Source organism: Pseudomonas sp. R19M, from assembly GCF_050312585.1.
GTDB lineage: Bacteria > Pseudomonadota > Gammaproteobacteria > Pseudomonadales > Pseudomonadaceae > Aquipseudomonas > Aquipseudomonas palleroniana.
This window is the reverse complement of sequence record NZ_JBNPJV010000094.1, coordinates 22,733-46,262: the sequence shown is the minus strand read 5'-3', so window position 1 is coordinate 46,262 and position 23,530 is coordinate 22,733. Positions and strand designations below refer to the sequence as shown.

24 protein-coding genes are annotated in these 23,530 nt (G+C 61.8%); 15 read left to right on the top strand and 9 right to left on the bottom strand.

The window, feature by feature from the left end; all coding sequences use genetic code 11:
* Nucleotides 1-559: 559 nt before the first annotated feature.
* From ACQRBT_RS24770 to ACQRBT_RS24760, 3 genes are all read right to left on the bottom strand, one after another.
* A complete protein-coding gene (locus tag ACQRBT_RS24770; RefSeq protein ID WP_412046783.1) occupies nucleotides 560-1,060 on the bottom strand; it encodes a signal peptidase II in 501 nt (166 codons plus the stop codon).
* A 464-nt stretch (nucleotides 1,061-1,524) separates the two neighbouring features.
* A complete protein-coding gene (locus ACQRBT_RS24765) occupies nucleotides 1,525-2,769 on the bottom strand; it encodes a saccharopine dehydrogenase family protein (RefSeq protein ID WP_060757203.1) in 1,245 nt (414 codons plus the stop codon).
* A 28-nt stretch (nucleotides 2,770-2,797) separates the two neighbouring features.
* Nucleotides 2,798-3,895, bottom strand: coding sequence for a carboxynorspermidine decarboxylase (locus ACQRBT_RS24760; RefSeq protein WP_060757202.1), 1,098 nt, complete (start codon nucleotides 3,893-3,895; stop codon nucleotides 2,798-2,800).
* Nucleotides 3,896-4,081: 186 nt separating this feature from the next.
* Here ACQRBT_RS24760 and ACQRBT_RS24755 point away from each other — a divergent pair, with 186 nt between their 5' ends.
* From ACQRBT_RS24755 to ACQRBT_RS24705, 11 genes are all read left to right on the top strand, one after another.
* Nucleotides 4,082-4,756: a DUF2268 domain-containing putative Zn-dependent protease gene (locus tag ACQRBT_RS24755; RefSeq protein WP_411985569.1), complete on the top strand. Its 675-nt coding sequence runs from the start codon at nucleotides 4,082-4,084 to the stop codon at nucleotides 4,754-4,756.
* Between the two features lie 100 nt (nucleotides 4,757-4,856).
* Nucleotides 4,857-5,693, top strand: coding sequence for a LysR family transcriptional regulator (locus ACQRBT_RS24750; protein ID WP_411985568.1), 837 nt, complete (start codon nucleotides 4,857-4,859; stop codon nucleotides 5,691-5,693).
* Nucleotides 5,694-6,011: 318 nt separating this feature from the next.
* Nucleotides 6,012-7,034, top strand: coding sequence for a LacI family DNA-binding transcriptional regulator (locus tag ACQRBT_RS24745; RefSeq protein ID WP_244698514.1), 1,023 nt, complete (start codon nucleotides 6,012-6,014; stop codon nucleotides 7,032-7,034).
* Complete coding sequence (locus ACQRBT_RS24740) at nucleotides 7,018-8,022, top strand: ABC transporter substrate-binding protein (protein WP_060757198.1); 1,005 nt, start codon at nucleotides 7,018-7,020, stop codon at nucleotides 8,020-8,022. Before ACQRBT_RS24745 ends, ACQRBT_RS24740 begins: the two co-directional genes overlap by 17 nt.
* A 15-nt stretch (nucleotides 8,023-8,037) precedes the next feature.
* Nucleotides 8,038-8,835, top strand: coding sequence for an ABC transporter permease (locus tag ACQRBT_RS24735; protein WP_161549519.1), 798 nt, complete (start codon nucleotides 8,038-8,040; stop codon nucleotides 8,833-8,835).
* On the top strand, nucleotides 8,832-9,626 hold the full coding sequence (locus ACQRBT_RS24730) for an ABC transporter permease (RefSeq protein ID WP_412046784.1): 795 nt from the start codon (nucleotides 8,832-8,834) through the stop codon (nucleotides 9,624-9,626). The genes ACQRBT_RS24735 and ACQRBT_RS24730 overlap by 4 nt, the downstream gene beginning before the upstream one ends.
* On the top strand, nucleotides 9,623-10,654 hold the full coding sequence (locus ACQRBT_RS24725) for an ABC transporter ATP-binding protein (RefSeq protein ID WP_412046785.1): 1,032 nt from the start codon (nucleotides 9,623-9,625) through the stop codon (nucleotides 10,652-10,654). The genes ACQRBT_RS24730 and ACQRBT_RS24725 overlap by 4 nt, the downstream gene beginning before the upstream one ends.
* 9 nt (nucleotides 10,655-10,663) lie before the next feature.
* The gene (locus ACQRBT_RS24720) at nucleotides 10,664-11,497 is read left to right on the top strand and encodes a phosphodiesterase (protein ID WP_090372435.1); all 834 of its coding nucleotides are present in this window, start codon (nucleotides 10,664-10,666) and stop codon (nucleotides 11,495-11,497) included.
* A 137-nt stretch (nucleotides 11,498-11,634) separates the two neighbouring features.
* Nucleotides 11,635-12,954: an OprD family porin gene (locus ACQRBT_RS24715; RefSeq protein ID WP_090371606.1), complete on the top strand. Its 1,320-nt coding sequence runs from the start codon at nucleotides 11,635-11,637 to the stop codon at nucleotides 12,952-12,954.
* 216 nt (nucleotides 12,955-13,170) lie between these two features.
* Nucleotides 13,171-13,779, top strand: coding sequence for a LysE family translocator (locus ACQRBT_RS24710; RefSeq protein ID WP_244698519.1), 609 nt, complete (start codon nucleotides 13,171-13,173; stop codon nucleotides 13,777-13,779).
* A 115-nt stretch (nucleotides 13,780-13,894) separates the two neighbouring features.
* A complete protein-coding gene (locus tag ACQRBT_RS24705; RefSeq protein WP_412046860.1) occupies nucleotides 13,895-14,437 on the top strand; it encodes a DUF924 family protein in 543 nt (180 codons plus the stop codon).
* On the opposite strand, the gene ACQRBT_RS24700 is transcribed toward ACQRBT_RS24705, so the two are convergent.
* Nucleotides 14,434-15,873, bottom strand: coding sequence for a hypothetical protein (locus ACQRBT_RS24700; protein ID WP_412046786.1), 1,440 nt, complete (start codon nucleotides 15,871-15,873; stop codon nucleotides 14,434-14,436). The genes ACQRBT_RS24705 and ACQRBT_RS24700 overlap by 4 nt on opposite strands.
* 173 nt (nucleotides 15,874-16,046) lie before the next feature.
* Between ACQRBT_RS24700 and yfcF the strand changes: the two genes are divergently transcribed.
* A complete protein-coding gene (gene yfcF, locus ACQRBT_RS24695) occupies nucleotides 16,047-16,673 on the top strand; it encodes a glutathione transferase (protein ID WP_411985563.1) in 627 nt (208 codons plus the stop codon).
* On the opposite strand, the gene ACQRBT_RS24690 is transcribed toward yfcF, so the two are convergent.
* A complete protein-coding gene (locus ACQRBT_RS24690; RefSeq protein WP_411985562.1) occupies nucleotides 16,648-16,923 on the bottom strand; it encodes a hypothetical protein in 276 nt (91 codons plus the stop codon). The two genes, yfcF and ACQRBT_RS24690, sit on opposite strands and share 26 nt — an antisense overlap.
* Before the next feature lie 144 nt (nucleotides 16,924-17,067).
* Here ACQRBT_RS24690 and ACQRBT_RS24685 point away from each other — a divergent pair, with 144 nt between their 5' ends.
* Nucleotides 17,068-17,712: a hypothetical protein gene (locus ACQRBT_RS24685; protein ID WP_060757188.1), complete on the top strand. Its 645-nt coding sequence runs from the start codon at nucleotides 17,068-17,070 to the stop codon at nucleotides 17,710-17,712.
* Nucleotides 17,713-17,746: 34 nt separating this feature from the next.
* A complete protein-coding gene (locus ACQRBT_RS24680; RefSeq protein ID WP_090371598.1) occupies nucleotides 17,747-18,088 on the top strand; it encodes a hypothetical protein in 342 nt (113 codons plus the stop codon).
* Nucleotides 18,089-18,244: 156 nt separating this feature from the next.
* Here the strand turns inward: ACQRBT_RS24680 and ACQRBT_RS24675 are convergent, their stop codons facing one another.
* Both ACQRBT_RS24675 and ACQRBT_RS24670 read right to left on the bottom strand, forming a co-directional pair.
* Nucleotides 18,245-18,991, bottom strand: a complete 747-nt coding sequence (locus ACQRBT_RS24675; protein WP_060757186.1) for a creatininase family protein — start codon at nucleotides 18,989-18,991, stop codon at nucleotides 18,245-18,247.
* A gap of 30 nt (nucleotides 18,992-19,021) precedes the next feature.
* Entirely contained in the window at nucleotides 19,022-19,735 is a 714-nt protein-coding gene (locus ACQRBT_RS24670; protein WP_060757185.1) for a murein L,D-transpeptidase catalytic domain family protein, read from the bottom strand.
* 39 nt (nucleotides 19,736-19,774) lie between these two features.
* On the opposite strand from ACQRBT_RS24670, the gene ACQRBT_RS24665 reads away from it, so the two are divergent.
* On the top strand, nucleotides 19,775-21,361 hold the full coding sequence (locus ACQRBT_RS24665; protein WP_161549458.1) for a L,D-transpeptidase family protein: 1,587 nt from the start codon (nucleotides 19,775-19,777) through the stop codon (nucleotides 21,359-21,361).
* Between the two features lie 27 nt (nucleotides 21,362-21,388).
* On the opposite strand, the gene ACQRBT_RS24660 is transcribed toward ACQRBT_RS24665, so the two are convergent.
* Both ACQRBT_RS24660 and ACQRBT_RS24655 read right to left on the bottom strand, forming a co-directional pair.
* The gene (locus ACQRBT_RS24660) at nucleotides 21,389-22,780 is read right to left on the bottom strand and encodes a sensor histidine kinase (protein ID WP_060757183.1); all 1,392 of its coding nucleotides are present in this window, start codon (nucleotides 22,778-22,780) and stop codon (nucleotides 21,389-21,391) included.
* Nucleotides 22,758-23,441 (bottom strand): response regulator transcription factor, encoded by a 684-nt coding sequence (locus ACQRBT_RS24655; RefSeq protein ID WP_060757182.1) that lies wholly within the window; start codon nucleotides 23,439-23,441, stop codon nucleotides 22,758-22,760. The genes ACQRBT_RS24660 and ACQRBT_RS24655 overlap by 23 nt, the downstream gene beginning before the upstream one ends.
* Nucleotides 23,442-23,530: the final 89 nt, after the last annotated feature.

Sequence of the window (23,530 nt, the reverse complement as noted above, 5' to 3'; positions counted from 1 at the left end):
CCCGTGACGCTCCGCGTCACCACTGCGTGTGATTCGAACCTCGCACTAACCGACGGGACGCGGAGCGTCCCAGGCGGCATTCCCACGCAGAGCGTGGGACCGATCATGTCGGTGTCGAGCTCGTTCCCACGCTCCGCGTGGGACCGCATCCCGTGACGCTCCGCGTCACCATTGCGCGTGATTCAAGCCTCGCACTAACCGACGGGACGCGGAGCGTCCCAGGCGGCATTCCCACGCAGAGCGTGGGAACGATCATGTCGGTGTCGCGCTCGTTCCCACGCTCCGCGTGGGAACGCATCCCGTGACGCTCCGCGTCACCATTGCGCGTGATTCAAGCCTCGTACTAACCGACGGGACGCGGAGCGTCCCAGGCGGTATTCCCACGCAGAGCGTGGGAACGATCATGTCGGTGTCGAGCTCGTTCCCACGCTCCGCGTGGGAACGCATCCCGTGACGCTCCGCGTCACCATTGCGCGTGATTCAAGCCTCGTACTAACCGACGGGACGCGGAGCGTCCCAGGCGGCATTCCCACGCAGAGCGTGGGAACGAGCTGTTACCTCAGGCCTTACGTTTTACAAACAGATCCACCATCAAGAACAGCGCCCCGGCGGTAATCGCAATATCTGCGATATTGAACACCCCGGTATGCGTCGGCCCCACGTTCAACGCCATGTAGTCAACGACATGACCGTCGCGAAAGACACGGTCGATCAAGTTGGCGATACCACCGAGGGCAATGGCATAAAGCGGCAAGACTTTACGCAGGGGTTGATTCCAGTTGGACAGCGACCACCCCATCGCCCAGGCCACCACGACGGCAACCCCCACGATAAAAACCAGTTGTTTGACCTGAGGGGGGAGGGCAGCGCCCAGACTCAGGAATGCGCCGGGATTCAGGCTCAGCTCCAACGCAAGGTTGAACGGGGTGGAGCCGATTTTGAAACTGTTGGCTTGTAGTGAAACCAAAGCCAGAAGTTTCACCAACTGGTCCACGGCAATAAAGGTGATGCCGGCGAGGAGGGCGAAGGTGCGGCCTCGCAGTAGGGACGATGTGCTCAAGCGGTAACTTCCTGTTCCGGGTCTGTCGGGAGGGCGCCCGAAGATAGCTCAGGCGCCTGGTGCCGTCCACGCTCACGCCGCTAGGTGAGTGAGATAGTTCCCACGCTCTGCGTGGGAACGCATCCCGTGACGCTCCGCGTCACCACTGCGCGTGATTCGAACCTCGTACTAAGCGACGGGACGCGGAGCGTCCCAGGCGGCATTCCCACGCGGAGCGTGGGAACGATCATGGTAGGTGTTTTGAGTTGTTGAGCTCGTTCCCACGCTCTGCGTGGGAATGCATCCCGTGACGCTCCGCGTCACCACTGCGCGTGATTCAACCTCGCACTAACTGATGGGACGCGGAGCGTCCCAGGCGGCATTCCCACGCAGAGCGTGGGAACGATCATCTCAGCGTGATGGGGGCTCCACCCAAAAAAAATGCGCCCCTGAGGGCGCATTTTTTGTTCAGTCAGCAATCGCTATCAAGCAATCGCATCCCACGCACGATCACCGTGCTCATCCTTGATACGGGTCGGCAACCCCATCACGTCCAGCGCCTTCAAGAACGGCTCAGCCGGCAGTTCCTCGACGTTGACCATGTGTTTCACATCCCACTCGCCACGGGCAACCAGCAGCGCGGCGGCTACCGGTGGCACGCCTGCGGTGTAGGAGATGCCCTGGCTGTCCGTCTCGGCAAAGGCTTCTTCATGGCACGCCACGTTGTAGATGAACATCTCGTGGGGCTGGCCATCCTTGGTGCCTTTGACCAGGTCACCGATGCAGGTCTTGCCGGTGTAGCCCGGAGCGAGCGACGACGGGTCGGGCAGCACGGCCTTGACCACTTTCAATGGCACCACTTCCACGCCTTCGGCGGTGGTGACCGGCTTTTCCGAAAGCAGGCCGAGGTTTTTCAGTACGGTGAACACGTTGATGTAGTGCTCGCCGAAGCTCATCCAGAAACGCACATTGGGCACGTCGAGGTTTTTCGACAGCGAGTGCACTTCATCGTGGCCGGTCAGGTACAGGTTCTGCGAGCCGACGACGGGCAGGTCGTCAGTGCGCTTGACTTCGAACATGGTGTTGCTGGTCCACTGGCTGTTCTGCCAGCTCCACACCTGTCCGGTGAACTCACGGAAGTTGATTTCCGGGTCGAAATTGGTGGCGAAGTATTTGCCATGGGAGCCGGCATTGACGTCGAGAATGTCGATCGAATCAATGCGGTCAAAATGCTGTTGCTGCGCCAGCGCGGCATACGCGTTGACGACACCCGGGTCGAAGCCCACGCCAAGGATGGCCGTGATGTTCTTCTGTTTGCACTCTTCCAGGTGGTTCCATTCGTAGTTGCCGTACCACGGCGGGGTCTCGCAGACCTTGCCCGGCTCTTCGTGGATGGCGGTGTCGAGGTAGGCAACGCCCGTATCGATGCAAGCGCGCAGCACCGACATGTTGAGGAACGCGGAACCTACGTTGATGACGATCTGCGATTGGGTCTCGCGGATCAGGGCCTTGGTCGCTTCCACGTCCAGGGCGTTCAGCGCGAAGGCCTGGATGTCGGCGGGAACCTTGAGGCTACCCTTGGCCTTGACGCTGTCGATGATGGCCTGGCATTTGGAGATGTTGCGCGACGCGATAGCAATACGACCGAGTTCGTCGTTGTGCTGCGCGCACTTGTGGGCCACCACCTTGGCGACACCTCCTGCACCAATGATAAGAACGTTCTTTTTCAATTGCTTTATCTCTCCTTTATCCGCCAGCTTACGAAAGGCTGGACAGGTAGTCGTCGTAACCAAATTCACGAACCACCTCGACAGTACCGTCGAGTTGTTTCACTACGATGGACGGCATTTTCAGGCCGTTGAACCAGTTTTTCTTGACCATGGTGTAGCCTGCGGTGTCGATGAACGACAGCCGATCGCCGATGGCCAGCGGACGATCAAATTGATACTCGCCGAAGATGTCACCGGCCAGGCAGGATTTGCCGCACACCATGTAGGTGTGGTCACCCTCGCTCGGCGCCAGCTTGGCGTTGAGGCGGTAGATCAGCAGGTCCAGCAGGTGGGCTTCGATGGAGCTGTCTACCACGGCGAGGTGCTTGCCGTTGTAGAGGGTGTCGAGCACGGTCACTTCCAGGGAGGCGCTGTTGGTGATCGCCGCTTCGCCGGGTTCCAGGTACACCTGCACGCCGTATTTTTCGGAGAAGGCTTTCAAGCGCGAGCAGAATGCGTCCAGCGCATAGCCTTCACCGGTAAAGTGGATGCCGCCGCCGAGGCTGACCCACTGGACCTTGTGCAGCAGCTCACCGAAGCGTTCTTCGATGGTGCCCAGCATCTTGTCGAACAGGCTGAAGTCGCCGTTCTCGCAGTTGTTGTGGAACATGAAGCCGCTGATCTGCTCGATCACGCCTTCGATCTTCACCGGGTCCCACTCGCCGAGGCGGCTGAACGGACGCGCCGGGTCGGCCAGCAGGTAGTCGGAGCTGCTCACTTGCGGGTTGACGCGCAGGCCGCGGGTCTTGCCTTCGCTGCGCTCGGCAAAACGCTGCAGTTGGCTGATGGAGTTGAAGATGATCTTGTCGCAGTTATCCAGCATCTCTTCGATTTCATCGTCGGCCCAGGCCACGCTGTAGGCGTGCGCCTCGCCTTCGAACTTCTGGCGACCGAGCTTCAACTCATACAGCGACGACGAGGTGGTGCCGTCCATGTATTGCTGCATCAGGTCGAACACCGACCAGGTGGCGAAGCACTTGAGGGCCAGCAACGCCTTGGCGCCGGACTGCTCGCGCACGTAAGCAATCTTCTGCATGTTGACCAGAAGTTTCTGTTTATCGATGAGGTAGTACGGCGTTTTGATCATTTTTGAGAGCCTGCGGCGGTGCCTGCCAAAAAAGGACACGCATTGTGCCCGCACTTGGATCAGATCGAAAGGTTAGCGAGCGGAATTCACCGCGCGCGTTTGCAAGTTACGCAGCTTGTGTGACTTTCTATCGCTATGATGGTCCGCCTGGGCACGTGGTCCTGGAGTTGTCGACGGGAGGTCATGATGGATGCATGGACGTTGCACTGGCTGGAGGCGTCTGGCTCCCTGGCAGAGTTTCATCAGGTGTTGAAGGAGGAGTTCGAGCTGGCCTACCGTGCGATTGCCCGCCGTATGCCGCCGCCGCGACTGGATGTGCTGGTCCAGCGATTGCCCGGCGAAACCATCGCTGAACTCGGTCTGGTCGGGCGAGCCTACCGCAGCACGATGTTCTCCATGACCCTGGATCCCGACAATCCGAATTTTGCCGCCAGCCTCAAAGGCGGGGCCGTGCGTCGGCATATCGTTCACGAGGTGCATCATTGCCTGCGCATGGCGGGGCCGGGTTACGGCTGGACGCTGGGTGAAGCACTGGTCAGCGAAGGGCTGGCCGGGCAGTTTGTGCAGCATGTACTGGGTAGCGAGCCGGAGCCTTGGGAGTGCGCGCATGGCCTCGAAGCACTGCAAGCTGCGCCGGTGAGCCTGAGTGAGCTTGAAGCGACTTACTATGATCACAACGCGTGGTTTTTCGGCACGGGAGACAAGCCCAGATGGCTGGGGTACGCGTTGGGTCATCAGATGGTCGGGCGATGGTTGGCGACAACGGGAGCGCCTGACGCGGCCGCCTGGGTCGAGGTGCCCGCAAAAGACATTATCGCCATAGCGATTGATGAAGGACTGCTGCACAACGCCTCAACCTGAATACCTGCGTTCGCCGAACAAACCGAAGGGCTCAACCCAAGCTCCCCGGCGTGCTAACGTCTGCTCCTCTGAATCAGCCTGCGCCCACGTCTTTATGAAAATGCCCGACATAGAAGCTATCCAGGCGTTTGTCCTGGTTGCCGAACTCCAGAGCTTTACCCGTGCCGCCGATGTGATTGGCGGCACCCAGGCGGCCATCAGCCTGAAGATCAAGCGCCTGGAAGAAACCCTCGGCCATAAGTTGCTGGAGCGCACGCCGCGCAAGGTTACGTTGTCTGCCCATGGCCAGATGTTTGTGGCCAATGCCCGACAATTGCTCGATCACTACCAGAACACATTGAAGTGCTTTGGGCGGCAGAAGCGCACCTTGCGCGTGGGGGTCAGCCATCACATCGTGGGCGCCGACCTCAGTGTCTGGTTGCGCCGCCTGGCCAGCGTCGATCCTGAGGTGGTGGTTGCATTCAGCCTGGGCACCTCGCGTGACATGCTGGTGAACTATGAGCAGGGCAAATTGGATGTGGCAATGATCCTGCGCCATGACAATCGGCGCCAGGACGGAGAAGTGGTGGGGGTCGAGCATTTCGGTTGGATGGCCGCCGAGGGCTTCACGCTGCGCCGGGGTGATGCGTTGCCATTGGCTATCCAGCCCGAGCCCTGCGGGATGCGCAGTATGGCCCTGAGCGCGCTGCAACTGTGCAACCGCGCCTGGGAGGAGGCATTCGTCGGCAGCGGAATTCTTGCCATCGGTGCTGCGGTGGTCGCTGGAATCGGGGTAGGGGTGATGGTGGAGCGTATGGCGCCGAAGGGATGCGTGGATGCGCAGCAGCGCTTTGATCTGCCACCGCTGCCCGCACGTGAGGTGGTGCTGTATACCGCGCAGCGCGATGCTCAGGCGCAGGCGCTGATCCAGGCGTTGAGTGCCGACATTCCGGCTTAAAGCCACAGGCGCCCGAGCGAGGCGATCAGCCAGGTAAGGCTGCCGATGCCAAGCAGGGTGGCAGCGAGTGCGGCGAAGTGGGCCAGTAGCATGCTCATCGGTGACATCACGTATTTCCTTACGGGGGAGGAAGTACGAGTATGAAAATCGCCGAGTAGCTGAAACAGCCGCATCGCGCTATTTCAATGATAAGTAAAACGATGGGTTGCAGGGCGCGCTGCACCCCCATCGCCATAAAAGCTTCATCTTCCTGGCACCGTCCTGCCACATTGCGCCGCTACTGTCCTCGCCAATGAGATCGATCTCAAGCGAGCGACAATGACTGACCTGAAAGACGTAGCAAGGCTGGCTGGCGTATCACGCGCCACCGCCGCGCGCACTTTTGCTTCCCCCGACCAGGTGCGACCGGCCACCCGTGAACAGGTGTTCGCCGCGGCCCGTGAGCTGGGGTTCCGTCCCAATCTGCTGGGCCGCCAACTGCGCCTGCAAACCACCCGGTTGATCGGCGTGGTGGTGCCCAACTTGCTCAACCCGGTGTTCGCCGAACAGTTCCAGGCCATGGAGCGTGCGGCACGGCTGCGCGGTTACAGCCTGCTGTTGGCGACCACCGACTACAGCAGCGAGCGCGAAAGCAGTGTGGTGGAAGAGCTGCTGCGCCAACGGGTCGACGGCTTGGTGCTGACCGTCACCGATGCCGAAAGCAATGCGGTGCTCAGTAGCCTGAATACCGAGAAAACCCCGTTTGTGCTGGCGTATCACCAACCGGGCAATCCCGATTACAGCGCTGTGTCGGTGGACAACCGCGCGGGCATGGCGCTGGCCACCCGCTATTTGCTCGAGGCGGGCCACCGACGCATCAGCATGGTCGCCGGTCCCGCGTTGCAGTCGGACCGTGCGCGCTTGCGTTACGCCGGTTATTGCGACGCGATGCAGGAATACGGCCTGCGCATCCGTCCGGTCATCGAAATGCCCGCCCACACCCAGGCCGAATACGCGGTCATCGCGCCGTTTCTGCAAGGCGCTCAGGCGCCCAGCGCACTGGTGTGTTCCAACGACTTCCTGGCCATCAGCCTGATCGCCGAGCTGCGCCGCAACGCCTGGAACGTGCCCGAACAGTTGTCGGTGATGGGCTTTGACGGGATTGCCCTCGGTACCCAGATGCACCCGACCCTGTGCAGCGTGGTGCAGCCCATCGCGCTGCTCGCCAGCACCGTGATTGACCAATTGTTGGCGCAGATCGCAGGTCTTGCCCCGACGTCCCATTGCCTGCCTTGCCATATCCGGCCGGGCGAAAGTACTCAACCCCATCAGGAGACTCTTAAAAATGCGCACACTGCGTAAAACCCTGGCCGCCGTGCTGCTGTTCGGCACCGCCAGCCTGGCCCAGGCCGCCGAGACCGCGATTTGCTACAACTGCCCGCCGGACTGGGCCGATTGGGGCACGCAGCTGCAGGCCATCGCCGACAGCACGGGGGTGCACGTGCCGCTGGACAACAAAAATTCCGGGCAGTCGCTGGCGCAACTGGTGGCTGAAAAAGCCGCACCGGTAGCGGACGTCGTCTACTACGGAGTGACGTTCGGCCTGCAGGCGCAGAAGGCCGACGTAGTCGATGCCTACAAGCCCAAGGCCTGGGAACAAATCCCAGCCGGTCTGAAGGACCCGGCCGGTCACTGGTTCGCGATCCACTCCGGCACCTTGGGCATCATGGTCAATGTTGATGCGCTCGGTGGCCTGCCGGTGCCGCAAAGCTGGGCCGACCTGCTCAAGCCGCAATACAAAGGCATGGTCGGTTACCTTGACCCGTCCAGCGCTTTCGTCGGCTACGTGTCGGCGGTCGCGATCAACCGCGCCATGGGCGGCGACCTGGACAACTTCGCCCCGGCCATCGACTACTTCCAGAAACTGGCAAAAAACGCCCCCATCGTGCCCAAGCAAACTGCGTACGCACGGGTGCTGTCCGGCGAGTTGCCGATCCTGGTGGACTACGACTTCAACGCCTACCGTGCGCGCTACAAGGACAAGGCCAATGTCGCCTTCGTGATCCCCCAGGAAGGCAGCATCAGCGTGCCGTATGTCATGAGCCTGGTCGCCAACGCGCCGCACCGCGGCAATGCCGAGAAGGTCCTCGATTTCGTGCTGTCGGACCAAGGCCAGGCACTCTGGGCCAAGGCTTACCTGCGCCCGGTACGGGCGATGAAAATGCCCGCCGATGTTGCCGCGCAGTTCCTGCCCGACAGCGACTACGCCCGCGCCGGGGTGGTGGACTACGCAAAAATGGCCGCCGTGCAGGAAGCTTTTGCCGCCCGTTATTTGAACGAGGTCAAGTAAGTGGCAGCAAAACGCATGATCTGGCCGCTCGCGCCGGCCCTCGCGCTACTGCTCGCGTTCTGGTTATTACCGCTGGCGCACCTGATGCTGCTCGGCGCCGAGAGCCGTGACGGCCAGGGCAGTGGTTACTGGCAGGTGCTCAGCAGCGCGCAGTATCTGGGCAGCCTCGGGCAAACCCTGGTCCTGGCCGTGGTGGTGACAGCGGTCGCGCTGGTGATCGGTGGCATCAGCGGCGTATTCCTCGCTCGCCAGCAATTCTTCGGGCGTTCGGCGCTGGTCGCGTTGCTCACCTTTCCGTTGGCGTTTCCCGGCGTGGTCGTGGGGTTCCTGGTGATCCTGTTGGCCGGGCGCCAAGGACTGTTCGCCGCACTGGGCCTGCAACTGGCCGGTGAGCGTTGGATCTTTGCCTACTCGCTGGCGGGGCTGTTCGTGGGTTACCTGTACTTCTCGATCCCACGGGTGATCCTCACGGTGATGGCGGCGTGCGAGAGCCTCGACCGCAGCCTGGAAGAAGCGGCCCACTCGCTGGGCGCCGGGCACTGGCGCGTGGTGTGCGATGTGATCGTGCCGGGCCTGGCGCCCGCGTTGGCGTCCTGCGGGGCGATCTGTTTTGCCACGTCCATGGGGGCCTTCGGTACGGCCTTTACCTTGGGCACACGACTGAATGTCACCCCGGTGGCGATCTACAACGTATTCACCAACTACGCCAACTTTGCCGTCGCCGCTGCGCTGTCGGTGGTGCTCGGCGCGGTGACCTGGGCGGTGTTGTTGCTCACGCGACGCCTGGTGAAGAACTCGGGGACTGTGCTGTGAAGCGTTCATCGCTGTTTGTCATTCAATTGCTGTTCACCCTACTGGTATGCGCCTTCATGTTGGTGCCGGTGCTGATGTCGTTGCTGGCCGGGCTGACGCGCAACTTCTTCGTGGGCTTGTCCAGCGGCTTGACCTTCGATTGGTTGCTCCAGGTGTGGCAGGCCTATTCGCCCACGGTGTGGTTGTCGCTGCAACTGGCCCTGGCCTGCGCGGTCGTTGTCTGCGTGATTGGCGTACCTGCGGCCTATGCCCTGGTGCGCATGAACAACCGCTTCAGCCGCGGCTTCGAAGAATTGATGGTGCTGCCGGTGGCGATGCCGGGGTTGGCCAGTGCGTTGGCGTTGCTGCTGACCTATGGCCAGTTCGGCAGCTTTCGCAGCAGTTGGTTGTTCATCCTGGTCGGCCACGTGCTGTTCACCTTGCCGTTCCTGGTCCGCCCGGTGATGGCGGTGATGCAGCGCCAGCAACTGCCGGTGCTGGAGGAGGCCGCCGCAAGCCTTGGCGCGGGGCCGCTCAAGCGTTTCTTCAGCGTGGTGGTGCCCAATTGCCGGGCAGGGATCCTCGCGGGTGTGCTGATGGTGGTCACCCTGTCCCTGGGTGAGTTCAACCTGACCTGGATGCTCCACACACCGATGACCAAGACCTTGCCCGTTGGCCTGGCCGACAGCTACGCCTCGGCGCGTCTGGAAATAGCCAGTGCCTACACCCTTATCTTTTTGCTGATGATCGTGCCGCTGTTGATTGCGTTGCAGGCCATCAGTGCTCGTTTGTCCCGTGGAGAGCGTCGATGACCGCTATCACCCTTGATCTGAAAGGCTGTCGCAAGGCGTTCGCCGACGGCACCGTGGCCGTGCATGACTTGAACCTGACCGTCGAAGGCGGTGAAACCCTGGCGATTCTCGGGCCTTCCGGATGCGGCAAAACCACCACGCTGCGCCTGATCGCGGGGCTTGAGCGCCCGGATGTGGGCCAGGTGTTTTTCGGCGATCAGGATGTTACCCGCCTGCCCATCGAGCGGCGCGACGTGGGCATGGTGTTCCAGAACTATGCGTTGTTTCCCAACCTGAATGTGGCCGGGAACATTGTCTATGGCCTGAAGATTCGCGGCCTGTCGGCGCCCGAGCGCAATAAACGCTGCGAAGAGTTGCTGGAACTGGTGGGCTTGCAGCACCACGGCAAACGCAGCATTCACGAACTCTCCGGCGGCCAGCGTCAGCGGGTGGCACTGGCCCGTGCCTTGGCGCCACGCCCGAAGGTGTTGCTGCTGGATGAGCCGTTGGCAGCCCTCGACGCGCAACTGCGTGAACGCCTGCGCAGTGAGCTGAATGAACTGCTGCGTGGCCTCGGTATCACCAGCGTGTTTGTCACCCACGACCAGGGCGAAGCCATGGCTCTGGGCGATCGCATCCTGGTGATGGAACACGGCCGTGTCGCCCAGCTGGCCAGCCCCCGCGACATCTACCAGAAGCCGGCCAACGCCTTCGTCGCCGGGTTTGTCGGCAACCTCAATGCCTTCTCGGTGCTCGGGCAAACGCCGCACGGCCTGAAAGTGTGTGGCGGTGAACTGCCGTGGCAGGCGCCCGACCAGCCCGGCACGGTGTATTGCCGCCCCGAACACCTGCGGGTGATGGAAGGCGAAGGGCACTTGTACGGCCACGTGGTGGCGCAGTTTTTCCTGGGCGCGCAAAGCCGCCTGATCGTCGAAGTGGGCGGCCCGCAACCGCTGCTGGTCGACAGCCAGGATAACCAGTTGCATGCCGTTGGCGCGCCGATTGCCCTGGCGATCGCGCCGCACATGTTGTTCACCCTGAATGCTTGAGAATTTATGTTGAATCGTCCGTTTCTAGTCGCGCAGATCAGTGACCTGCACCTCAAAGCCGGCCAGCGCCTCACCTATGGCGTAGTCGATACCCTGGGCGCGCTGCGCCGTGCCGTCGACCATTTGAACGCCAGCCACCCACGGCCCGACATCGTGGTGGTCAGCGGCGACTTGGTGGACTTTGGTCGCGCCGATGAATACGCCGTGCTGCGCCCCGAACTCGCACGCCTGCTCATGCCGTGCTACCTGGTGCCCGGCAATCATGACAACCGCGGGGCGCTGTTGGATGCATTCCCCGAGCATGCCTACCTGCCGGTGTCGGCGGATGGCCCATTGGATTGGGTGGTGGATGAATATCCGCTGCGTTTGATCGGGCTTGACTCCACGATTCCCGGCGGCCATGGCGGCCAGTTGCTGGACAGCCAGTTGCAATGGCTCGACGAGCAATTGTCGTTACGCCCGCACGCGCCGACTTTGCTGATCCTGCACCACCCGCCGTTTATCAGCGGCATCGGCCATATGGACCGTGAGCCCTTCATCAATGCCGCAGCCCTGGAACAACTCGTCTCGCGCCATCCGCAAGTCGAGCGCCTGTTATGCGGGCATTTGCACCGTCCCATGCAGCGGCGTTTCGGTGGCAGCCTCAGTTGTGTATGTCCCGGCACGTCCCACCAGATCGTGCTGGATTTGCAAGACGCCGCGCCCGCGCATTTCAACCTGGAGCCGGCGGGTTATCTGTTGCATCGCTGGGATGCGCAACACGGCTTGATCAGCCACAACGGCGTGTTCGGGGAATACCCGGGACCGTATCCGTTTTATGACGCCCATGGATTGATTGACTGAGGTCTTACGGAGGTTCACTCGCTCAACTAAGTCTCTGACCGTTCGTTAGCGCACCGGCCCATTCAAGTGCGGTCGCGTGCATCCTGCTGCTTATTTTTTGCGCCCGGAACCTGGATTCCGCGCCGGAGTTCGTCCTGATGAAAGCTACTTTGAATGTATTAAGCGTATTGACCGGCGGCCTCGGCCTGGCCCTGAGCCCCTTGGCCTCGGCTGATTTCCTGGGGGACAGCAAAGCCAACCTGGGCCTGCGCAACTTCTACTTCAACAACGACAACCGTGACGGCGCCGCCGCACCGTCGAAGACCGAAGAGTGGGGCCAGGCGTTTATCCTCAACTATCAATCGGGCTTTACCGACGGCACCGTCGGCTTCGGCCTGGATGCGGTCGGCATGCTCGGGGTGACCCTCGACAGTGGCGCCGGGCGCCACGTCGGCAGCTCGATGATCCCCAGCGATGACGGCAAGGCCACCGACAACTGGGCCCGTGGCGGTGCGACGGCCAAGGCGCGTTTTGCCAAGACCGAAGCGCGTTACGGCTACCTGCGCCCAAACCTGCCGATCCTGGTCAGTAACGATGGCCGCCTGTTGCCGCAGTCCTTCGAGGGCGGGCAAATCACCAGCAAGGACATCGACAACCTGACCCTCATCGGCGGCCAACTGCAACACACCACCGGCCGTGGCTCCAGCGACAGCAGCGGCCTGGCGGCGGCGGGCGGTACCCGGGAAAGCAATAAATTCAACTACGCCGGTGCCGACTACCAAGTGAACAAGGACCTGATGGTCCAGTATTACTACGCCAACCTCGAAGACTATTACCAACAGCACTTCGCCGGCTTGATCCATGTGTTGCCGCTGGGTGACTACGGCTCGCTGAAGACGGATCTGCGCTACTTCAAGACCACCTCCGACGGCAAGAACAGCAGCGCCGCCGGCCGTGCCGAGGGCTACAAGTTCGGCGGCTATACCAAAAACGGCAGCGGTGAAATCGACAACAACACCTGGAGCGCGGCGTTCATCTACTCCCTGGGCCCGCACGCGATCACCGCGGGTTACCAGCAGGTGTCAGACGACAGCAACTTCGCCCAACTCAACCAGGGTGGCCTGGTGAACAAAGGCGAGGGTGGTTCCAGTCTGTACCTCTACACCGACCGCACCGTGCAGACCTTCATCCAGGCGGGCGAGCGCACCGCGTTTGCGCAATACGCCTATGACTTTGCTGCCTTGGGTGTACCTGGCTTGAAGGCTTCGGTGATGTACTTGAAGGGTGACCATATCCAGACCGCCAGCGGCCAGGATGCCAGCGAATGGGAACGTGATATTTCCCTGGATTATGTGGTGCAGAGCGGCACCTTCAAGAACGTCGGGTTCGGCTGGCGTAACGGTATGTCACGCAGTGAAGTGGCCAGGGACCAGGATCAGAATCGCTTGTTCGTGAGCTATTCGATTCCCCTGATGTAAACCCATTGTTGTGAGCGGGCTTGCACCGCGCTGGGTGGCGTAGCCGCCCTAAACCCTATCGCCGCGGTGTTTCAGGAAGCCCCAGGTGCCTGGGGTTGGGGCGGCTGCGCCGCCCAGCGCGGGGCAAGCCCGCTCACTACAACGACCACAAACGTACAAGAGTGTTGCCAATCGCCCTCAGTAGACTCAAGGCATTCTTTTTACCGCAGGTTCCCCATGGATATCTTCCTCTACGCCTTCAGCGTCATGTACAGCCCTGGCCCGGTGAATTTCATGGGCCTCAACGCCGGGCTCACCGGTCAGTTTCGTCGCTCTACCGGGTTCTTCGCCGGCGTGGGGTGCGCGATGTTGGTGTTGTTCGTGCTGTTTGGCTACACCGGCGAAGCGATTATTTCCCACGCGGCATTGCCGTACATTTCCCTGGTGGGCGGGGTGTACACCTTGTACCTCGCCTATCAGGTGTTCACCGCCCGTACGGTAGTGGATGAAGACACTTCAACGGCACCGGCCAAAACCCTCACGTTCTGGAATGGCCTGGTGATCCAGTTGCTCAACCCCAAGGGCATCATGGCGGTGTTGCCGATCACCAGCGTGATGTTGCCGGCGGCGCATATCACCGGGCTGGCCATTGCCAGTGTTTCTGCCGCGTTGGCCTTCGCAGCGTTCGGCGCGCCGTGGATGTATGCGTTGCTCGGGGCTTTGTTGGGGCGGCGGATCAATGGCGCGTCGGCGTTCACGCTGTTCAATCGCTGCATGGGTGTGACCCTGGCGGTCTGTGCCTATTTCATGTTTCTCGCGTTTTACAGGCATCTGAGTGCAACGTGAGGAGAACTTGTGTTTGTCTCAAATAGTATGAGTTTGTCTCACTATCGCGCCGCTCCTTTGCTGTTAGGGTCAAGCGATGGAATCCGTGGTTTGACCCAGGGGGAGAGTGATGAGCATGCCTGCACAACCGGCCGAGGCGGTCGTTGAATTTTGGAAACGGGCCGGACCCAAGCGTTGGTTCGCCAAGGACGCTGCGTTTGACGCGGCCTTTCGCGACACCTTCTACGAAACCCATATGCAGGCCGCCCGTCGCGAACTGGAAGACTGGCTGGCGTCGGCAGAGGGCGCGTTGGCCTTGCTGATTCTGCTGGATCAATACCCACGCAATGCCTTTCGCGGCACCGCGCATATGTTCGCCACCGACCCCCTGGCGCGGCTGTATGCCCGGCGCATGGTGGACGCGGGGCTGGATACCCTGATCGAACCTGAGCTACGTGCGTTCTGTTATTTGCCGTTCGAGCATTCCGAGGACCCGGCGGATCAGCAGCGCTCGGTGGCGCTGAATCAGCAACTGGATGCCCGCACCTTTCATTGGGCCAAGGAGCACGCGAACATCATCGAACGGTTCGGGCGTTTTCCCCATCGCAACGCGGTGCTGGCCAGGGCTACCACCGAACCAGAGCAGGCGTTCCTCAAGGCGGGTGGTTTTGCGGGTTAAGCCTTGGCGGGGGCCGCCGTTTCCAGGGGCTCGGTCGAGCGAAATCGCCGCAGACCCTTGAGGTCGATCGCCCAGCGCAGGGCCTCGGTGGCCGAAGGACGGGGGCCTTGGCTGATCGCGTGTTCATCCTGGGTCAATGCGCCGAGGTAGCCCTGGGCGCCGCTGCGCTCGCTCCAATAGTGGGTGTGGCTGAGCCAGGAGCGTGCGAGCCAGCCTTTGCAGCGACCCACAGTGACCGGCAAATCCAGCACGCCATTGCCCATCACCGGCTTGACCGGGCCGCCGACGATGTCGCCAAACAGGCCGTAAGGTGCGGGGAAGTAGAGGTTGGTCCAGCGCGTCACCGCAAACGCGGCGGCATGGTGCAGGTAGAGCGGGGTGAAAGCCTGCCCACCGAGCGTGACCGGTTGGCGGGCGCTGTAACCGTAGCCTTGGTCATCCTTGGTGGGCGGGCAGGCCGGGGCTTCACGACGCTCCATGCGTTGCTGGAAGTCGCTGACGCTGCGGCCCAGCAACAGGCTGGCATGCGCCATCGGGCTGCCCACGGTGACCAGGTCGGTGATACGCCAGGGGTTGCCCAGGTTGCGTTGTTCGATAAAGGCCGCGGCCTGTTGTTCGCGAAATCTCAGGGTGCTGCCCAGGCCGCCATCAAGGGCCGCGCCGGCATCGGGCAGCGCTTGCTTGAGCACCGGTTGCAGCGGTTCGTGGTTGGCGTAGCGTCTGGCCAATTCGTGATTGCTGGGGATGACCTTGTTCAGTTGATCGTGATGCTCGTGCCACAGGTAACCGACGATGTCGTAGGCAATCACGCTGCCCAGGCTGTGGCCGACCACGATGATCCGGTCGTAGTCACCCTGGTTATGCAGGGCGCGCAACAGCGCTACGCCATCGGCGCGGATCTGTTCGCGCACCACGACATTCTGCGGGTTGGGGCTCAGGTATCGCGCCGCATCACCCAGGTAGGACAGGGCGGAATAGCGTAATCCGAGGCCGATGGCGCCTAGTAGCAACGGCACCAGCGCGAAGGGGTTGTCGGTGTGATCGAAGCGGCCCCAGGTCGTGGCCAGGGTGCCGCTGGCGATCAGCAGCAAAAGTATTAGTAGTGTCCAGCGCGTGGTGCGCCAGATCGGCACGATCGCGTCGGGAATATCCCGGCGCGGGCGCTTGAAGAGGTCCCACAACCAGCTCAGCAGGTGGCCAAGCTTGGTGCCCTGCATCTTGTGGGCCCAATAATATTCGTAGAAGTCGGTGGACGTGCGGCCTGGCGACTTCAATACGCGCAGGTCGAAATTGCGCGACAACCGATCCGGCTTGCTCCAGTAGAAGGGTTTTGCGTCGGGCGTGTTCGCCGGGATCATGGCGTCCACAAAGCCATGCAGGGTGTCCATCGGGCGCTGTTCGCCGATGCCGTGGATGACCACAACCGCTTGTTTCATGTGCTATTCATTCCTTGAAGGCCACGAAGGGGGAGCAATGTCGAGAAATCGCGAATAGCCATAATATTGCCACTACCCGTGCTATTCCTGCCAGGAATGCCCCCATAAAAAACCTGCATTTTCTTTACCAACGCATATCTCGTAGCGTGGCACTTCACCCAAGGAGACTCGCCATGCAGCCGTTACGCCTTTACGTTGACGCTCAATTCACCAGCCCCTATGCGATGTCGGTATTCGTCAGCCTGCACGAGAAGGGGTTGGCGTTCGACACCCGTACCCTGGACCTGGACGCCGCACAACAACAGGCGAAGGACTACACCGAGCTGTCGGTGACGCAGCGCGTGCCGACGTTGCTGGACGGTGACTTTGCCCTGTCGGAGTCCTCGGCGATCACTGAATACCTCGAACAGGTCTACCCCGGGACGCCGGTGTACCCGGCTGACCCCAGGCAGCGGGCGAGGGCGCGGCAAGTCCAGGCGTGGTTGCGCAGCGACTTGCTGCCGATTCGTCAGGAACGCTCGACGCTGGTGGTGTTTTACGGCGCGAAAATGCCGCCCCTGTCGCCCGTGGCGCAAGCCGCTGCGCACAAGTTGCTCAGTGCGGCGCAGACGTTGTTGGCGGGCAACGCGGCGTACTTGTTCGGCGAGTGGTCGATTGCCGATGTGGACCTGGCGGTGATGCTCAACCGGCTGATCCTCAATGGTGACCAGGTGCCGGCCGAGCTGGTGGCGTATGCCGAGCGTCAGTGGCAGCGCCCGTCAGTGCAGGCCTGGGTCAACCTGCAACGCCCGGCGCTGTAAGCGGCGCCAGCCATTCGTGGGCGACACGCCGGTCGAGGTCTTCCCAATCAGCCATGCCCAGCACGCGGGTGGTGTTCAAGCCACGCAGGTAACCGCGCAGTTGCTGGGCGCTGGCGTAGCGCTCGTCGGCGTCGGCCGTTTCGTCCTGCAGCACGGCTTCATAATCGACCAGGTAATCGGCGACCCGCTCGCGAAACTCCGGCAGTACGGCTTCGCGAATGCGGTCGAAGGTTTTCTGGTGCGGCTTCATGGCGTGGTCCTTATAAGTTTTATTGAAAGCGGGCGGTGTAACACTATCGGTTCAAATGATAGTCACCATCAAGGATCGCAAGTTCTGTTTTTGCTGGAAAAGGGGAGAATTGCACCATCGAGACGCTGCTCAAGGAAATGCGCGATGAGGACGATAATCCAACTGGGTTTGATGATGTTGATGCTGGGTTCGGTGGTCATGACCACCCCGGTTAGTGCCGATGAACTGCGTACGGGCCATTTGCTGCCACTCGTGGGTAGCGTAGACTCCCTGGCGCACGCGCAGTCGGTGGGGGTGTTGTACAGCGAAAACACCCGCGACAACCTCCGCTACCTTGAGCGCTACCACGCCATGGCCATGAACGGCGCCAAGGATGCCCTTGACGGACGTATCCGCGAGGCATTCGTCAACAGCTCCGATCCGGAGTTGGCCATCGATTGGCTATTGGGTTCGCTGCAGGGCACTTTTTTGTCCGTCACGGTCTATAGCAGCCTGGATGAGCTGGTGCAGGCGCACCCGGACGTAGTGGTGATGCTCGATACCCATAACCAACTGCTGACCCCGCGCAACGACTGGGTGGAAGCAAGCTTTACCGCACGGTTCTATGACGCGGACTTGCAATACATCGCCAAGGCCGAAGGTTCGGTGCACAAGCAGGTGTCATCGGTGTGGGTGCATGACAAGGCGGCGCCCGAGATCGCCGCGCAGATCGAGCAGCAGCGCGATGTGCAGCAAGATGCCTTGAGGCAGTTTGATGTGTCGCTCAAGGCGTTGGTCCGAGCGGGTTGATGTGAACTTTTTTCAGTTATTTTCAGGAATTTCTATGCGCTCTTTTTTCGCCCCGGCCCTGGCCTTTGCTTCTTTGGGACTGACCGGTTGTGTTTCCGCACCCAATGCTCCGACCTTGACCCTGCAAACCAGCAAGACGCCTGAAGGCTATGTGCAGTGCGTATTGCCCACGCTTGAAAAGCACGGCATCACCTCCACCGTGACGCAGAACTCGCGCCACGCCAAGGTGCTGCTGACCAGCAAGTTCGCTGCTGATGATGTGCTGGAAGCCTACAAGTCCCAGGACGGCACCAAAGTGTTCCTGTATGAGCGCAAGCCGCTGGCATCGGCGATCACGCCCTCCCGGCTGGAACAGGCAGCCAAAGACTGCCAGTAACCTGTAGTGAGCGGGCTTGCCCCGCGCTGGGTGGCGAAGCCGCCCTAAACCCTGCCGCTGCGGTGTTTCAGAAAGACCGAGGCGCCTGGTTTTGGGGCTGCTACGCAACCCAGCGCGGGATAAGCCCGCTCACTACAAGGGTCGCAGGGGGAGGGCTCAGGGTTTCGCTTCGCTGCTGAAACTGTCGACCGCCCTGACCAGGCCCTTGGCCGCTAGCGCCACCAACTCACCGCCTTTTTCCACGGTCGCCAGGGCCGGGTCCGAGCCCATGCGTCCGTCGGGGAAGCGTGCGCGGAAGTCCAGCGCCTCGCGGATCGGACCGGTGTTGGCAATCTGCGGCGAATAATCGGCTGACTTGATCGACTCCGGATACGCCCACTGCGTGACCGCGATCTCCGACGGCGTGGCATGGCTGCCATGGCCCACCGGGAACTGGCGGTGCGCCAGATCGCCGACACCTTCAAGGTCCCACCAGTTCACCAGCTTCAGCGCAAACCCGGCTTCGCGACGGGCGTAGCTGGCCTCGGCATACAGTTCGGAAAACGCGGCCTCGATGGTGGCGATATTGCCGCCATGGCCGTTCAGAAACAGGATCTTCTCGAAACCGTGCCCGGCCAGTGAGCGCACCCAATCGCCAATCGCGGCGATAAAGGTGGAAGGGCGCAGCGAGATGGTGCCGGGAAAGCCCAGGTGATGCTGGGCCATGCCGATATTGAAGGTGGGGCCGATCAGGATGTCGGCGTTCTTCTGTGCCTCATGGGCGATGATCTCCGGGCACATCCAGTCGGTGCCCAGGAGGCCGGTCGGGCCATGTTGTTCATTGGAACCAATGGGGATCACGACCGTGCGGCTGCGCTCCAGAAACTGCCCGATTTCGATCCAGGTGGACTTGTGTAGAAGCATGCGGCGCTCTCTTTTATCGGTGGGGACAGGCTATCCACCACGGATTGTACGACTACTGGCCACCTGTTGGGGTTTGCAATTGAGGTAGGTCGAGGACTTCAGCCAATGCCGGTCCGGGTACCAGGAAAACATGAATTGCCCATCCTTGAGCTTGTCCACCACCTGACGCGCCACTTGCGGGCGTACGGCCGGGCAACCCTGGCTGCGACCGATGCGGCCTTCGCGTTTGCTCCAGGCCGGGTTGACGTAGTCGGCGGCGTGAATCACCAGCGCACGGTCGCGGGCCTGGTCATTGAAACCGGGCTCCAGGCCGTCCATGCGCAATGAATAACCGTGGGTGCCCAGGTAACTTTCCTGGGTGCGGAACAGCCCCAGGCTGGACTGGTGGCTGCCCTCGCGGTTGGAAAACTGCGTGGCGAAGTTTTCCCCGGATTTTGCGCCATGGGCCACCAGGTCACGCAGCACCAGGGTTTTCTTGCGCAAATCGAAGATCCACAGGCGACGAGCGGTCGAGGGTTGCGAGTAGTCGATAACCGCCAGGCGATCGGAGCGTTCTTCACCATTATTGACCGCACACTGCACGGCGCTCAGGGCGCTTTTCAATACGGTGGGATTGAGTTCTGGAGCCGAGCGCGCCAGGCTGTTATACAGGGAGGGAGGATTGCCATTGGCGGCGATCGCAGCCTGGCTCAATACAGCCAGGCTCATGGCAGCCAGGCCGAGGCGACGGATAAAAGTCAGCATCTACAGTACATCCCCCCACTGTGGATTGGAGCAAAGTCATTGTTCAAAAAACACGCATGTTACTTGAGCATTTGCTTGCTCGTTGCACCACTGGTCGCGACAGCCGAACTGTTGCCGACAGACGCAGTCCCCGTTGCACCATCCAGCCCGATCCAGCTGGCCCTGGCGCAATTGCCCAGCGTCTGTCCCGACCTGGCGCCACGCATCGACGCTGCCGCACTGCTGCGGTTGCAGGCGTTCTACCAGCAGCAGGGCGACGCTCCGTTGTGGGCAAGCGGTGAACGCCGTTCAGCGTTGCAGGCCCAGCTGCAGTTGCTGGCCGACGATGGCCTGGACCCCACCCACTATAGCCTGCCTGCCGTAGACGCCACGGCCAACGTGCTGTGCAGTGATATCGACAGTAGCCGCCAGTACCTGCAAGCCCTGCAGGACCTGCATTACGGTCGCCTGCAGCAATCGCGGTTCGAGCCGCTATGGCATGCGCTGCCGCCGGCCCGTGACCCGGACACCGTGGTGCTGGCGTTTGCCGCCACGGGGTTGCAAGACATGGCGCAAGCGTTCGATCAGGCCCGCCCCAGCGCGGATTTGTATCGCAGCCTGCGCAATGCTTACGCGACCGTGCGCCTGCAACCCTTGCCGCATTGGGACCCGGTCGCCAACGGCCCCTTGCTGCGCCCCGGCATGGAAGACCCGCGTGTGCCGGAACTGGCGCGCCGCTTGTTCAGCGGCGGCTACCTGGCCAAGGCGAGCCCCGGAAACGGCAAGCAGTACCGGGACGAGTTGGTCAAGGCGGTGAAGGCGTTCCAGGCCAGCCACTCATTGCAAGCGGATGGCGTGATCGGCGCGGGGACCGTCGCCGAACTCAATATCAGCCCGGCCATGCGTCGCGAACAACTGCGCATCAACCTCGAGCGTTTCCGCTGGCTGGCCCAGGACCTGGAACCCGAAGGGGTGGTGGTGAACGTCGCGGCGGCGCAACTGAGCGTCTACCAAAGCGGTATCCCGGTGTGGCAGACGCGCCTGCAGGTGGGCCGCGCCGAACGCCAGACGCCGCTGCTCAAGTCGCGCATCACCCGGTTGACCCTCAACCCCACCTGGACCATCCCGCCGACCATCATGCGCGAGGACAAACTCCCGGCCATTCGTTTGAACCCCGAATATTTGCGCCAGCAAAACTTGCAGGTGCTCGATGCCCAAGGTCATCCGTTGACGGCAGACCAGGTGGACTGGTCGCGCCCGGGCAACATTCTTCTGCGCCAGGACGCCGGCCCGCGTAACCCGTTGGGCCGGATCGTGATGCGCTTTCCCAACCCGTATTCGGTGTACCTGCACGACACGCCCAGCCAGCCGTTGTTTACCAAAGGGCCGCGAGCGTTCAGTTCAGGCTGTGTGCGGGTGGAGCAACCGTTGCTGTTGCGCGACCTGCTGGTGAGCCCGGCCGAACGGACGCGCACCGACGAATTGCTGGCCACCGGCGTGACCCATGAGTTCAGGCTGGCCACACCTGTGCCGGTGCTGCTGGGGTATTGGACGGTTGAGGTGGATCGTCAGGGTGGCTTGGTGTACGCGCCCGATATCTATGGGCGCGACCCGGTGTTGATCAAGGCGATGGGGGCGGTACTCTAGGGGCTGCTCAGCGCCCGTTGGGCGGCGTTACTCGGGGATCAATTGCTGGCGGCATTCCAGCACCAGCCGGGCGCCGCCCAGTTCACTGGTGCCGACCTCCAGCTTGAAGCCATGCAGGTTGATGATCGCCGCGACGATCGAGAGACCCAAGCCGAAGCCGCCCTGCTGATCGCTTTCATCCACCCGATAGAAGCGTTGGAACACCGATTTGCGTTCGGCCACCGGAATGCCGGGGCCGGAGTCGAGTACTTCGATCCGCGTGCTGCCCATGTCCGTGGCGGCGCGCAGGATGACTTTGCCCCCGGAGGGGGTGAACTTGATCGAGTTGCTCAACAGGTTGCTCAAGGCTTCGAACAGCAACGCGCGGTCGCCGGTGATCCACGGCAGGGATTCGGGGATCTGCAGCACCAATTCCACTTCGCCTTCTTCCGCCAGGGGCAGGTAGAAATCATGCAGTTCGCGCAGCAGCGGCAACGGGTCCATCACCAGAAAACCCGAGCGCCGCTGGTGGTCTTCCAGCTCGGAGATGCGCAGCAGCCCGCGAAAGCGCGCCATCAGGGTGTCGGTCTCGGCGATGGCGTCATCCAGTTTCACCGCGTGGGCGGAGTCTTCTTCGGCTTGTTGCTTGATGCGGTAGAGCTGGGCGCGCAAGCGTGTCAGCGGGGTGCGCAGGTCATGGGCAATGTTGTCGCAGACGCCCTTGACCTCATTCATCAGTTTTTCGATGCGGTCGAGCATGGCGTTGACGATGGCCGCCAGCATATCCAGTTCGTCACGCCGATTGGACAGCGGCAGGCGGTGCGTCAGGTCGCCGGCGACGATGGCCTCGGCGCTGGCCTGAATCCCGCGAATGCGTCGTAGCGGCTGGCGCCGCAATAGATGCCAACCGGCCGCGCCGGGGATGATCGTCAGGGACAGGGCCCACAACAGGGCATGCCAGATGATCCGGGTGACACCGAACAATGAACCGTTGGCGCGCACCAGTACCAGCCAGCGGCCGTCTTCGGTGTGGGTGGCGACGGCGTCGCAGCTGTCCTTGGGCAGCTTGGGGTCGTTGGAGTCGACGCAATTGGCCAGGGCGTGGATCTTGCCGTCCAGGGGCAGGTCGGGCGGCACCGCACGGATCGGCCCGCTCAATGGGCGGAACTGTTCATCGAACAGGCCGTAGGCGTCCACGCCCTTCATGTCGAAGGTCATGCTGGTGGTCAGTGCCTCGACCAGTTCCTCGCCGTCAAAGCGCTGGAACAGGTGTTGACGCTGCATCAGGGAGTGACGCGACAAGTCGCCCAGGTAGCCCGAGACCTCGTAGTACAGCACCCCCATGAGGATGCAGCTCCACGCCACGAACAACGAACTGTACAGCGCCAGCAAGCGGCTGCTGGAGGAGCGCCAGCCCTTAGAGGGGTTCAGCAATGACATACCCGGAACCTCGTACCGTGCGGATCAACGGCGTGAGGCCCGGTGGATCGATTTTTTTGCGCAGGCGACCGATGTGCACGTCGATCAGGTTGGTGCCGGGATCGAAGTGGTAACCCCAGACTTCCTCGAAGATCATCATCCGCGACAGGATCTGCCCGGTGTTGCGCATCAGGAATTCCAGCAGTTTGTATTCGGTGGGCAACAGGCTCAGCGGCTGTTCGGCACGGCTGGCTTCGCGGGTGATCAGGTTCAGTTCCAGGTCGGCCACGCGCAGGGCGGTTTCGAGTTCCTTGACCGTGCTTTTGCGCCGCAGCAGTACTTCGACCCGGGCGGCCATTTCATCGGAAGCGAACGGTTTGGTCAGGTAATCATCGCCACCGGCGCGCAGGCCGCGCACACGCTCGTCGACGTCGGAGAGGGCGCTGATCATCAGGATCGGCGTCGACACCCCGATGGTCCGCAGCGTGGTGACGATGGCCAGGCCATCGAGTTCCGGCAGCATGCGGTCGAGGGTGATCAGGTCGTAATCTCCGCTTACGGCACGGACCAGGCCTTCACGGCCGTTGTCCACCCAGTCGACATCCAGTCCATGGCTACTCAGCTCGGCGACGATCTCGCGGGCCGTTACGGCGTCATCCTCGATGGTCAAAATGCGTGTCATAGGATTACCTGGTGAGCGTTCACACTAGAAGTGGGGGCATTTTGCCAAGAAATGATAGCGGGCTTACTAAAAAAATATTCATGTTAGGC